Below are 12267 nucleotides of genomic sequence, written 5' to 3' on the forward strand. Positions count from 1 at the left end.
ACTCGCTTCTTGTACTACTTCTGTCTATGTAAATCTTTCAAAGAACTCTTTCTTTTCTGCCTTGCGAGCTTGTCTTCTCGTTTAGCGGGTGCAAAGGTACGAACTTTTTCCGAACCGCCAAAACTTTTCGGGGAAAATTTTCATTTGATTAAGGGGTATTTTTACACCTCTTGACATATATCAAATACAAAACAACCGTACACCTTATTATATATAATATAGGAAAAGAATTACATTACGGCTAAGCACAGGTTTTACTCCGACTAAACTACGGCTTTACTACGGCTAAACTACGGCTTTACTACGGCTAACTCCAGACAAAGCGTTAATTTCTGATAAAACGATGGTTGTTGACGGAAAAAGTTACTAACTTTGCACCCTGATTAATAAATAGGAAAGAAGAATATGAGAAAGATTAAGATTGGGATGATGGTTCTTGGCTGCCTTCTGGCTGTAAGTTGTGGAAACTTAGGAACCATGATGAGCGGTCAGGGCGTAACCAACGCCATCGCAAGTGTTATCGGCCTTGACAAGGTGAAGGCTCAGAGTCTGATTGGCGAATGGTACTATAGTGGTCCTGGTTGTGCATTCATGAGCAAGAACCTCCTTGCAAAGGCGGGTGGCGAGATGGCCGCAGTCCAGATTGAGCAGAAGCTGCTGCCTTATTATCAGCAGGTGAGCATTTCGTCGAATAACACCATGATCAGTTTCAAGGAAGACGGTTCGTTCTCTGCAAAAATTGCCGGAACCCCTCTTATAGGGCAATACACGTTCGACGAACCGACTCAGAAGATTACCCTTAAGACTCTGCTGTTCAGCACCAGTTGTTATGCCAAGAAGGAACTGGGTGGAATCTCCATCTTGTTTGAGGCCAACAAGCTGCTGAATGTTCTTCAGGTAGCCTCAGCGCTCAGTGGGAATAAAGACCTTCAGACAATCGGAGAATTGAGCAAAAACTACGATGGTGTACGCGTAGGCTTCGACATGAGGCACTAATTTTGCAAAAATATGCAGAAATATTTGGTCGGATGCAAAATATTATGTAATTTTGCACCCGATTCTGAATAAATATACTGCAATGAAGATAAAAAACAACCGATTAGAGGCTCTACGACTCATCATCTCGAGTCAGCAATTAGGAAGTCAGGACGAATTACTGAATGCCTTACAGAAAGAGGGTTTCAAGCTCACCCAGGCCACATTAAGTCGTGACCTGAAGCAGCTGAAGGTTGCTAAGGCGGCATCCATGAGTGGCAACTATGTGTATGTGCTGCCCAATGAGACGATGTACAAACGAGTCAGCACTCCGAATAGCATCCGCGAGATGATGAAGGTCCCCGGTTTTGTCAGCATCAACTTCTCTGGCAACATGGGTATCATCAAGACGCGCCCTGGCTATGCCAGTTCCATTGCCTGGAACATCGACAATAGCGACATCCCTGAGATTTTAGGGACAATTGCAGGTGATGACACCATATTCATCGTCATTAAAGAAGGTATCAAGCATCAGGAAGTCATCAATGCCCTGAGCGACTTTGTACCAAACATGAAATAATACTTATAATCTATAAAATAATGGAACAGGAGACTGAAATTGAAGTACTAGTAGCAGGACCTGAGCACGAGAAATACGTAGACACGATCCTTAACACTATAGCCGAAGCAGCAAAGGTGCGTGGCACAGGTATTGCCAAGCGAACACACGAGTATCTGACCAAGAAGATGATGGAGGCAAAAGCTGTCATCGCCCTCACTAAAGACGGGACTTTCGCAGGCTTCAGCTATATTGAGACATGGGAAAACCAGCAATATGTAACAACCTCCGGACTGATTGTCCACCCCGACTTCCGAGGCCATCACGTAGCCAAGCGCATCAAGGATATGACCTTCACACTGGCCCGTACCCGCTGGCCTCACGCCAAGATATTCTCACTGACAAGTGGTGCAGCTGTCATGGCGATGAACACAGCTTTAGGTTATCAGCCAGTTACCTTTGCCGATCTTACTGACGACGAGGCGTTCTGGAAAGGGTGCGAGGGCTGCTGTAATGTAGATGTTCTCCATCGTACAGGCAGGAAATACTGTATCTGTACAGCTATGCTCTACGATCCAACGGAACATCTGCCCGCCAAGATTCCTGATGAGGTGATTGAAAGGATACGCAAGATTGACGGAAAGGAATGAAAGAGAGGAAAAAAGTAAAAAAGTAAAAAGGTAGAAAGGTAAAAAAACAATAAAGATATGGCAAACAAGAAAGTTGTAGTAGCCTTTTCTGGTGGGCTTGACACCAGTTACACAGTTATGAAACTGACCCAGGACGGCTGGGATGTCTATGCTGCATGCGCCAATACCGGCGGCTTCAGCGAAGAGCAGTTGAAGAAGAACGAAGAGAACGCCTACAAGCTGGGTGCTGTACAATATGTCACTCTTGACGTGACACAGGAATACTATGCCAAGTCACTGAAGTACATGATCTTTGGCAATGTGCTGCGTAACAACTGCTACCCCATCAGTGTCAGCAGTGAGCGCATCTTCCAGGCCATCGCCATTGCCCGTTATGCCAAGGAGATTGGCGCTGATGCCATCGCTCATGGTTCAACAGGTGCTGGTAATGACCAGATCCGCTTCGACATGACCTTCCTCGTGATGGCACCAGGCGTGGAGATTATCACCCTGACTCGTGACAAGAAGCTGACACGTAAGGAAGAGGTGGACTATCTGAACGAACATGGTTTCTTCGCAGACTTCACCAAGCTGAAATATTCATACAACGTAGGTATCTGGGGTACCAGCATCTGTGGTGGCGAATTGCTCGACCCCACACAGGGGCTTCCTGAGGATGCCTACCTGAAGCACGTGACAGCCCAAGAGAAGGAGTCGCTACTGAAGATTCAATTCGAAAAGGGTGAGATTGTTGGTGTCAACGGTGAGAAGTTCGACGACCGTATCAAGGCCATCCAGAAGATTGAGGAGATTGGTGCTTCTTATGCCATCGGGCGCGATGCCAACGTTGGCGACACCATCATCGGCATCAAGGGGCGTGTAGGCTTCGAGGCTGCAGCTCCGAAACTGATCATCGAGGCACACCGTTTACTGGAAAAATCAACGCTCTCCAAGTGGCAGCAGTACTGGAAGGACCAGGTGGCCAACTGGTACGGCATGTTCCTCCACGAAAGTCAATATCTGGAGCCCGTCATGCCCGATATCGAGGCTATGCTGACCTCCAGCCAGCGTAACGTGACGGGTACAGCTATCCTGAAGCTTCGTCCCTATGGTTTCGAGACTGTAGGTATCGACTCTGAGAACGACCTGACGAAGTCGAAGCTTGGCGAATATGGTGAGACCCAGACTGGCTGGACTGCCGACGAGGCCAAGGGCTTCATCAAGGTTAGCTCTACCCCGCTCCGCGTTTACTACGGTATCCATAAAGACGAGAAGAGGTAATATGATTAAGATAGGAATACTTGGTGCGGCAGGTTATACGGGCGGAGAGTTGATCCGCCTGCTGCTGAACCACCCCGAGGCAGAGATCGTCTTTGCCAACTCAGAGAGTAACGCAGGCAACCTTGTCAGCGATGTCCACGAAGGACTGATTGGCGAGACTGATCTGAAGTTTACCGATGAGATGCCTTTCGACAAGGTGGATGTCATCTACTTCTGTTTCGGCCATGGCAAGAGCGAGCAGTTCCTCAAGGAGCACACCATCCCCGAGAATGTCAAGATCATCGATCTGGCACAGGACTTCCGCATCAAGGGCAATCACGATTATGTCTACGGCCTGCCCGAGATCAACAAGGAGGAAATCATGAAGGCTCAACATGTGGCCAACCCTGGCTGCTTTGCCACCTGTATCCAAGTAGCCTTGCTGCCCGCAGCCTACCTGAATCTGCTGAAGGAAGATGTAGCCGTCAATGCCATTACGGGTAGTACAGGCGCTGGTCAGAAGCCTGGTGCCACCACCCATTTCTCATGGCGCAACAACAACCTGAGCATCTACAAGCCCTTCCAGCACCAGCACATCGCAGAGATCCGCCAGAGCCTGAAGCAGGTACAGGGATATCTCGATGCCGACATTGACTTCATCCCCTATCGTGGCGACTTTGCCAGAGGCATCTTCTGCACAGCCGTTGTCAAGACACCTGCCCCTGTAGAGGATGTCATCGAGGCCTATAAGGAATTCTATGCCGATGCCGCCTTCACCCACTACAGCGACAAGCCTATCGACCTGAAGCAGGTGGTAAATACCAACAAGGCATTGGTGCATGTGGAGAAGTACGGCAACAAACTGCTGATTACCTCCTGCATCGACAATCTGCTGAAAGGTGCTGTTGGCCAGGCTGTGCAGAACATGAACCTGATGTTCGGCATTGATGAAACCGCAGGTCTCCGCCTGAAAGCATCTGCGTTTTAGCTTACAGATAGGAGGTTGTGTCTAAAGTGGGGGTTTACTCGGAGTAAACCCCCACTTTACTCCGAGTAAAGTCCCAGTTTACTCACAGTGGCGTCGCGATGGTACGATGGTACGATAGTACGATGGTACAATTACAATTTTTCATTATGTTGCGACACGAAGAGGAAAAAGTTACGTCAACGGAGTGATATGTCTTTCTCTATATATCATTATTATTATACTTATATTATATATTAATATTATATAATAAATTATATATATTATAATATATATAATTCTAAAAGAGACCTATTGACATAAAAATTTTCTCCTCCTGTCGCAATGAACTATCACAAATGCAACCTTGCACCCATCCTGAAATTAGAAAAACGTAAATGTACCATCGTACTATCGTACCATCGTACCATCAAGAAAAGTACCCATGTACCGTCTCAATTATAAAAAAGACAGAGGTAGATTGCAAGAATATGATTTTTGTATGCAGGATATCGGACTATTCTGACATTTTTATGCAAAAAGATGGGCGAAAGTGATGAGTTTTCGGATATTTGACGTAACTTTGCAACCGATTATTATATAATAAGGTATAGAAAGGAACGCATTATGAAGCTATTTGACGTATATCCGCTCTTCGACGTGAACATCGTCAAGGGTCAGGGTTGTAAGGTGTGGGACGAGAACGGACAGGAGTATCTCGACCTCTACGGCGGACACGCTGTGATCTCGATCGGTCACTCCCACCCCCACTATATAGAGAAGGTGACGGAGCAGTTGAACAAGATAGGATTCTACTCCAACTCGGTCATCAACAAGTTGCAGGTGCAGTTGGCTGAGCGACTGGGAAAGATCAGTGGCTACGACGACTACCAGCTGTTTCTTATCAACTCTGGTGCCGAGGCCAACGAGAATGCCCTGAAGCTGGCTTCGTTTAAGACGGGCAATACCAGAGTGCTTTCTTGCGAGAAGGCTTTCCATGGTCGTACGAGTCTGGCAGTGGAGGTGACGAACAACCCGAAGATCATCGCCCCCATCAACGACAACGGTCATGTGACTTATCTTCCCCTGAACGATTTGCCAGCCTGGGAGGCAGAGTTGCAGAAGGGTGGTGTGGCAGCCGTCATCTTAGAGTGCATCCAAGGTGTGGGTGGCATCAAGATGGCAACCCCAGAGTTTGCACAGGGTTTGGCCGCCGCTTGTAAGCAATACGGAGCCGTGCTGATCTGCGATGAGATTCAGTGTGGTTACGGCCGCAGCGGCAAGTTCTTCGCTCACCAGTGGCTGGGCATCAAGCCTGATATCATCACTGTGGCCAAGGGTATCGCTAACGGATTCCCGATGGGGGGCGTACTAATCAGTCCGGAGTTCAAGCCCGTCTATGGACAACTGGGCACCACCTTTGGAGGCAATCATCTGGCTTGTGCAGCTGCACTTGCCGTGCTTGATGTCTTCGAAGAGGAGAATCTGGTGGAGAACGCACATGAGGTGGGTGAATACCTGATTGCCCAACTGAAGGAGCTACAGAAAACACAACCCCACATCGTGGATGTGAGAGGTCGTGGACTGATGATCGGTATCGATCTCGATGTTCCCCATAAGGATGTGCGCCAACCGCTCATCTACCATGAGCATTGCTTTACAGGCTGTGCAGGACAGAACATTTTGCGTTTGTTGCCACCTCTTTGCCTCACGAAGGCAGAGGCTGACGACTTTATCGAGAGACTGATAAGAGTCCTGAAGAAGATTGAAGAGTAAAAGGGTTAAAAGGTAAAAAATGAAAATTTCAGTGATAGGAGCAGGAGCGATGGGAGGCTCCACAGTCGAAGGACTGATCAAAGGAAATACATTCAGAAACGAAGACATCACCGTTAGCGATCCTTCACAGGCTGTTGTGGAGAAATTCTCGAAATTGGGTGTCTCAGTGACAACGGACAACAAGCTGGCAGCAGACGTAGCAGATATCGTCTGCGTGGTGGTAAAGCCCTGGCTCGTAGAGCGTGTGCTAAAAGACATCAAGCCCGAACTCGACCCCAAGAAGCAAATCCTGATAGTGATAGCAGCAGGTGTTTCATCGGAGAGTATCAAAAACTGGTTAGGCGACTATTGCCCCCCACTCTTCCTTGCGATACCCAACATTGCCATTGCAGAGATGGCCTCGATGACCTTCATCGTTCCTGTAAACGCCTCAGAGAAGGACACCCAGACCGTGGTGAGCATCTTTGATGAGATGGGACATACCCTTATTACAGACGAGCAGCATCTGGCAGCCGGCACCACGCTGGCCTCTTGTGGCATCGCCTATGCCATGCGCTATATCCGTGCAGCCTCAGAGGGCGGTGTGGAATTAGGCTTTAAGGCTGATGATGCCAAGAAGATCGTGATGCAGACCATGAAGGGAGCAGTAGAGCTGCTCGAAGCCAGTGGTATGCACCCTGAGGCAGCCATCGACCTGGTAACCACACCAGGAGGTGTCACCATCAAAGGCCTCAACGAGATGGAGCACGCAGGCTTTACCTCTGCCGTGATTCGTGGATTGAAAGCAGGAGCCAAATGAGATACACGCTGCTGACACTCGCACTGATAAGCTGCATGGTGCTCTTGGCTCAAGAAACACCAAATAGCAGACAGGCCAAACGTGTGTTCAACACGGCATGGAACCATATCTATGGCAACGAAGGGGTGACGTTTCACTACAAGATCAACATTCTACACCTCTATAAAGAAGAAGGGACGTCGTGGAACAAAGGCGACAAGGCCAGAAGTGAGCATAAGAACACTATCACCTATAGCGACGGCAACCTGAAGCACATCGTGCGCACCAACAAGAAGATTGTCGAATTACATGACCCCAAAGTGAACAAGGCAGACGAAAAACTGCAGATGTTCAAGTTTGAGCCTGACAGCTACAACTACTCCATTGCGAAGGAAGGCGACGATCTGCTGGTAACACTGGTAGCCAAGCCCAAGACAAATGTGAAGATGAAGAAGATTCAAGCCCTGCTTACCCAAGGCAACTACTATCCCAAGCGCTTGCGTATCAAGGTCAGTATCTTCTGGGCCACCATTACTTTCTCCAACTTCCAGGCGGGTGATATCGACGATGCCGTTTTCGTATACCCCAAGGAGAAATACAAAGATTATAAGGTCGTTGACCTGAGGTGATTGAAAATTGAAAATTGAAGATTGAAAATTGAAAATTGAAGATTGAAAATTGAAGATTGAAAATTGAAATAATAGCTTATATGGACGAACAGTTAAAACAAATTGGCGAACGTCTGCGCGGACTGCGCGACGTGCTCGACATTCCCGTTAGCGAGATGGCTGAAACGATTGGCATCTCGTCGGAGAAGTATGAGAAAATTGAAGCGGGCGAACTTGACATCACCATCTCAAACCTGATGAAGATTGCCCACAAGTATGGTGTTTCTGCTGAGGAACTGATGTTTGCAGAGGCTCCTCACATGAAGTCGTATTTCGTGGTTCGCAAGGGCCAGGGCATGAGCGTAGAACGTACTAAGGCCTATAAGTACCAGAGTCTTGTGAGTGGTTTCGTAAACCACAAGGCCGATGTGTTCATCGTTACCGTAGAGCCCAAGCCCGAGGCGCACACCATTTATAAGAACACCCACAAAGGTCAGGAGTTCAATCTCGTGCTCGAAGGTAAGATGGAACTCTACATCGGAGGTAAGACCATCATTCTGGAGGAGGGCGACTCCATCTATTTCGATTCCACAAAGCCCCATGGCATGCTTGCCGTTGGCGACAAGCCCGTCAGATTTTTAGCATTCACAGTAGAATAAACTAAACTATGGTAGAAAGATTTTTAAAGCAGACAAAGTTTACGTCTGTAGAGGATTACAACAAAAACCTGGAGTTCATCATCCCTGAGAACTTCAACTTTGCCTACGACGTGATGGATGCGTGGGCTGAGGAGGCACCTGAGAAGCTAGCCATCCTCTGGACTAACGATCAGGGTGAAGAGATTCGCACCACTTACGGAGAGTTGAAGGAGCAGACCGATCAGGCAGCCTCATATCTGTTGACACTGGGCATTGGTAAGAATGACCCTGTGATGCTGATCTTGAAGCGTCGATACGAGTGGTGGGTCGTCATGCTCGCCCTCTGCAAGATTGGCGCCATCGTGATTCCTGCCACTCACATGCTTACCAAGCACGATATCGTTTATCGTAATACCCGCGCCTCGGTAAAGGCCATTATCTGTGTAGATGATGCTTATGTGGTAAGCCAGATTCAGGCTGCTATGGCTGAGAGTCCGACAGTAAAGCAGTATATTACCATTACCGATCATGGCAAGCCCATTCCTGAGGGATTCCACGATTGGCAGACAGAGTGGAAGCAGGCTCCCAAGTTCCAGCGTCCCGCTTTTGTCAACACCAATGATGATACCATGCTGATGTACTTCACCAGTGGTACCAGCGGAGAACCAAAGATGGTTGCCCACGACTATCTCTATGCTATGGGACACCTGTCAACGGGTGTATTCTGGCATAACCTCCATGAAGGCTCTCTGCATCTGACGGTAGCAGATACTGGTTGGGGTAAGGCTGTATGGGGTAAGTTCTATGGCCAGTGGTTTGCTGGAGCAACAGTCTTTGTGTTCGACCATGAGAAGTTTAATGCCGACACGCTGCTACGTCAGATAGAGAAATATAAGGTGACAAGTTTCTGCGCACCTCCAACCATCTACCGTTTCATGATTCGCGAAGATCTGTCCAAGTACGACCTCTCGAGTCTCGAATACTGTTGTACGGCTGGTGAGGCCCTGAACCCTGCAGTGTTCGACAAGTTCTATGAAAAGACAGGCATCAAGATGATGGAAGGCTTCGGACAGACGGAGACCACCATGACCCTTGGCACCTTCCCTTGGATGGAACCAAAGCCAGGAAGCATGGGTATTCCCAATGCCCAATACGACATCGATCTGATTCGTCCAGACGGTAGTTCTTGCGAGGATGGTGAGAAAGGTGAGATTGTGGTTCGTGTGGGTGACAAGAAGCCCATCGGTCTCTTTAAGGAGTATTATCGTGACCCAGAGCTGACCCGTGAAGCCTGGCACGACGGTCTCTATCACACTGGTGACATGGCCTGGCGCGATGAAGATGGCTACTACTGGTTTGAGGGTCGTATCGACGACGTCATTAAGTCATCAGGCTATCGTATCGGCCCGTTCGAGGTAGAGAGCGCCCTGATGACTCATCCCGCAGTGGTAGAGTGCGCCATAACAGGTGTACCTGATGATATCCGCGGTATGGTGGTAAAGGCTACCGTTGTCCTGGGCAAGGAGTGGAAAGACAAAGCTGGCGATGACCTTATCAAGGAGCTCCAGCAGCATGTCAAGAAAGAAACGGCACCCTATAAGTACCCCCGTATCATCGAGTTCGTCGATGAGTTGCCAAAGACTATCTCTGGTAAGATTCGCCGCGTAGAGATTCGCAAGAAAGACGCAGAGAAGTAATGGCCGCACACAACGAGCTGGGGAAGTGGGGCGAAGATATGGCTGCAGCATATCTTCTGGAGAAGGGTTATTCGATTCTCGAACGTGACTGGAAATCAGGACACCACGACCTTGACATTATTGCCCAAGAAGGCAATACCCTTGTAGTGGTGGAAGTGAAGACACGTCGGAACCGCCTCTTTGGCGACCCGGAAGAAGCTATCGACTACAAGAAACGTCGTAGCTTATTGTCTGCCATCAACCACTATGTCAAGACCCACCACACCTGCCGTTCTGTGCGCTTCGATGTCATCAGTGTTGTCGGGATGATTGGCACCACACCAGAAATAGATCATATCAAGGATGTAACATTAATATGAAAAGAAGGATTGTTATTAAAATAGGCTCTAACGTACTGACCCGTAAGGATGGTAAATTGGATGTTACCCGCATGTCGGCTCTGGTAGACCAGGTAGCCTGGCTACGCAAACATGACATGGAGGTCATCCTTGTTTCATCGGGTGCCGTAGCCTGTGGTCGACGTGAACTCACCGTAGACCACTCACTTGATTCTGTGGAGCAACGCCAGCTGTTCTCTGCCGTTGGTCAGGTGAAACTCGTTGGTTTATATTATGATCTGTTCCGCGAATTTGGTATCCATGTGGGACAGGTCCTTACTATGAAGGAGAATTTCCGCCCCGGTGAGCAGTACCGCAACCAACAGGCTTGTATGACAGTCATGCTTGAGAACGATGTATTACCTATCGTTAATGAGAACGACACAGTATCTGTTACTGAGTTGATGTTCACCGATAACGACGAACTATCTGGCCTCATTGCTCAGATGATGAAAGCCGATTCGCTTATCCTATTATCTAACATCGACGGCATCTATTCAGGCCACCCCGATGATCCTTCTTCCGAACTGATTCGCACGGTTGCCCCATGCACCGACCTCTCTAAGTATATCCAAACTGAGAAGAGTGCTTTTGGGCGCGGTGGCATGCATTCTAAATACCACACAGCCAGCAACGTCCAGTCTGCTGGCATCCACGTCATTATTGCCAACGGCACCCGAGATGACATTCTTATCGATCTCATCGAGAACCCCGAATCAACGCCTCACACAGAATTCTTAACATAGAAGATACATGCAACTAAAAGAGACATTTGAAAAAGTGAAGCGCGCCAGCAAGAGCCTGGCCCTGCTGAGCGACGAGCAGCGCAATGTGATTTTGAATGCCGTTGCCGATGCTATTATATCTAATAAGGTAAGAATCCTGAAAGCCAACGCCGAGGATCTGGCCAAGATGTCGAAGGAGAATCCTCTTTACGACCGTCTGCAACTAACGGATGCCCGTTTGGAGGGCATTGCCAGTGACATGCGCAACGTGGCAACATTGCCTACCCCACTGGGACATATCACCAAACAGAAGACACTTCCCAATGGTTTACGCCTCTGCCGTGTCAGTGTGCCTTTCGGCGTCATCGGGATGATCTACGAGGCTCGTCCCAACGTGACATTTGACGTCTTCTCCCTTTGCTTCAAGAGTGGTAACGCCTGTGTCCTGAAGGGAGGCAAGGATGCTGACGAGTCTAATCGTGAAGAGGTGGCACTCATCCATGAGATTCTAGAGAAGTATGGAGTATCGAAGGATGTGGTAGCCCTACTGCCTGCAACCCATGAGGCCACAGGTGAAATGCTGAATGCCGTGGGCTATGTAGACCTTTGCATCCCCCGTGGTGGAAGAAAGCTAATCGACTTTGTCCGTGATACCGCCCGCATCCCTGTCATTGAGACTGGTGCAGGAGTGGTAAACACCTATTTCGATAAGGAAGGTGACCTGGAGATGGGCAAAGCCATCGTTAACAATGCCAAGACGCGTCGTGTCTCTGTATGCAACGCCCTTGACTGTCTGCTGATTCATGAGGACCGCCTCAACGATCTGCCTGCACTTTGCGAGAAAATGGCAGAGAAACATGTCATCATCTATGCCGATACCCATGCCTATGCTGCACTCGATGGTAAATATTCTTACTTGGAGCATGCCACAGAGGACAGTTTTGGTACAGAGTTCATGGACTACAAGCTCGCTATCAAGACCGTTGCCTCGCTCGAAGAGGCACTCCAGCACATCGATGAGAATGGCTCTGGGCATAGCGAGGCTATTATAACCATGAACGAGCAGACCGCCCGAAAGTTCCAGGCTCATGTTGATGCAGCTTGCGTCTATTGGAATGCCCCCACCTCTTTTACTGATGGTGCCCAGTTCGGTCTTGGCGCCGAAATCGGCATCTCTACCCAGAAACTTGGTCCACGCGGTCCAATGGCATTGGAGGAAATCTGCACCTACAAATGGCTCATAGAGGGAGAAGGACAAACCCGCCCATAGAAACGTAAACG

At 48.7% G+C, this 12267-nt stretch carries 13 protein-coding genes; all 13 read left to right on the forward strand.

Annotation, left to right across the window (positions count from 1 at the left end):
• Nucleotides 1-405 precede the first annotated feature (405 nt).
• The 13 genes from BMY16_RS13310 (at nt 406) to BMY16_RS13370 (ending at nt 12256) form a co-directional block, all read left to right on the forward strand.
• Nucleotides 406-996 carry a DUF4923 family protein gene (locus BMY16_RS13310; protein WP_091843353.1) on the forward strand — a complete coding sequence of 197 codons (591 nt, stop codon included), beginning with the start codon at nt 406-408 and terminating at the stop codon, nt 994-996.
• An 82-nt stretch (nt 997-1078) separates the two neighbouring features.
• Nucleotides 1079-1555: an arginine repressor gene (gene argR / locus BMY16_RS13315; protein WP_091843356.1), complete on the forward strand. Its 477-nt coding sequence runs from the start codon at nt 1079-1081 to the stop codon at nt 1553-1555.
• 20 nt (nt 1556-1575) lie between these two features.
• Nucleotides 1576-2184, forward strand: coding sequence for a GNAT family N-acetyltransferase (locus BMY16_RS13320; RefSeq protein ID WP_091843358.1), 609 nt, complete (start codon nt 1576-1578; stop codon nt 2182-2184).
• A 57-nt stretch (nt 2185-2241) separates the two neighbouring features.
• The gene (locus BMY16_RS13325) at nt 2242-3444 is read left to right on the forward strand and encodes an argininosuccinate synthase (protein WP_091843361.1); all 1203 of its coding nucleotides are present in this window, start codon (nt 2242-2244) and stop codon (nt 3442-3444) included.
• 1 nt (nt 3445) lies between these two features.
• Nucleotides 3446-4411 carry an N-acetyl-gamma-glutamyl-phosphate reductase gene (gene argC, locus BMY16_RS13330; RefSeq protein ID WP_091843364.1) on the forward strand — a complete coding sequence of 322 codons (966 nt, stop codon included), beginning with the start codon at nt 3446-3448 and terminating at the stop codon, nt 4409-4411.
• A 603-nt stretch (nt 4412-5014) separates the two neighbouring features.
• On the forward strand, nt 5015-6163 hold the full coding sequence (locus BMY16_RS13335) for an aspartate aminotransferase family protein (protein WP_091843367.1): 1149 nt from the start codon (nt 5015-5017) through the stop codon (nt 6161-6163).
• A gap of 19 nt (nt 6164-6182) precedes the next feature.
• Nucleotides 6183-6962: a pyrroline-5-carboxylate reductase family protein gene (locus BMY16_RS13340; protein WP_091843370.1), complete on the forward strand. Its 780-nt coding sequence runs from the start codon at nt 6183-6185 to the stop codon at nt 6960-6962.
• Nucleotides 6959-7570 carry a hypothetical protein gene (locus BMY16_RS13345; protein ID WP_091843373.1) on the forward strand — a complete coding sequence of 204 codons (612 nt, stop codon included), beginning with the start codon at nt 6959-6961 and terminating at the stop codon, nt 7568-7570. Before BMY16_RS13340 ends, BMY16_RS13345 begins: the two co-directional genes overlap by 4 nt.
• 80 nt (nt 7571-7650) lie before the next feature.
• A complete protein-coding gene (locus BMY16_RS13350) occupies nt 7651-8208 on the forward strand; it encodes a helix-turn-helix domain-containing protein (protein ID WP_091843376.1) in 558 nt (185 codons plus the stop codon).
• Between the two features lie 8 nt (nt 8209-8216).
• Nucleotides 8217-9884: an AMP-binding protein gene (locus BMY16_RS13355; RefSeq protein WP_091843379.1), complete on the forward strand. Its 1668-nt coding sequence runs from the start codon at nt 8217-8219 to the stop codon at nt 9882-9884.
• Nucleotides 9884-10243 carry a YraN family protein gene (locus BMY16_RS13360; protein ID WP_091843381.1) on the forward strand — a complete coding sequence of 120 codons (360 nt, stop codon included), beginning with the start codon at nt 9884-9886 and terminating at the stop codon, nt 10241-10243. The genes BMY16_RS13355 and BMY16_RS13360 overlap by 1 nt, the downstream gene beginning before the upstream one ends.
• Complete coding sequence (proB, locus tag BMY16_RS13365; RefSeq protein ID WP_091843383.1) at nt 10240-11007, forward strand: glutamate 5-kinase; 768 nt, start codon at nt 10240-10242, stop codon at nt 11005-11007. Before BMY16_RS13360 ends, proB begins: the two co-directional genes overlap by 4 nt.
• A gap of 7 nt (nt 11008-11014) precedes the next feature.
• Nucleotides 11015-12256, forward strand: a complete 1242-nt coding sequence (locus tag BMY16_RS13370) for a glutamate-5-semialdehyde dehydrogenase (RefSeq protein ID WP_091843386.1) — start codon at nt 11015-11017, stop codon at nt 12254-12256.
• The last annotated feature ends 11 nt before the right edge of the window (nt 12257-12267 follow it).

It is taken from the genome of Prevotella sp. ne3005 (assembly GCF_900110085.1).
In the GTDB taxonomy this organism is placed as follows: Bacteria; Bacteroidota; Bacteroidia; order Bacteroidales; family Bacteroidaceae; genus Prevotella.

Coding starts and splice junctions, on each gene's coding strand:
- BMY16_RS13345 (WP_091843373.1), top strand. CDS start 6,959: ATGAGATACACGCTGCTGACACTCGCACTGATAAGCTGCATGGTGCTC.
- BMY16_RS13350 (WP_091843376.1), top strand. CDS start 7,651: ATGGACGAACAGTTAAAACAAATTGGCGAACGTCTGCGCGGACTGCGC.
- argC (WP_091843364.1), top strand. CDS start 3,446: ATGATTAAGATAGGAATACTTGGTGCGGCAGGTTATACGGGCGGAGAG.
- BMY16_RS13355 (WP_091843379.1), top strand. CDS start 8,217: ATGGTAGAAAGATTTTTAAAGCAGACAAAGTTTACGTCTGTAGAGGAT.
- BMY16_RS13320 (WP_091843358.1), top strand. CDS start 1,576: ATGGAACAGGAGACTGAAATTGAAGTACTAGTAGCAGGACCTGAGCAC.
- BMY16_RS13335 (WP_091843367.1), top strand. CDS start 5,015: ATGAAGCTATTTGACGTATATCCGCTCTTCGACGTGAACATCGTCAAG.
- BMY16_RS13360 (WP_091843381.1), top strand. CDS start 9,884: ATGGCCGCACACAACGAGCTGGGGAAGTGGGGCGAAGATATGGCTGCA.
- proB (WP_091843383.1), top strand. CDS start 10,240: ATGAAAAGAAGGATTGTTATTAAAATAGGCTCTAACGTACTGACCCGT.
- argR (WP_091843356.1), top strand. CDS start 1,079: ATGAAGATAAAAAACAACCGATTAGAGGCTCTACGACTCATCATCTCG.
- BMY16_RS13340 (WP_091843370.1), top strand. CDS start 6,183: ATGAAAATTTCAGTGATAGGAGCAGGAGCGATGGGAGGCTCCACAGTC.
- BMY16_RS13325 (WP_091843361.1), top strand. CDS start 2,242: ATGGCAAACAAGAAAGTTGTAGTAGCCTTTTCTGGTGGGCTTGACACC.
- BMY16_RS13370 (WP_091843386.1), top strand. CDS start 11,015: ATGCAACTAAAAGAGACATTTGAAAAAGTGAAGCGCGCCAGCAAGAGC.
- BMY16_RS13310 (WP_091843353.1), top strand. CDS start 406: ATGAGAAAGATTAAGATTGGGATGATGGTTCTTGGCTGCCTTCTGGCT.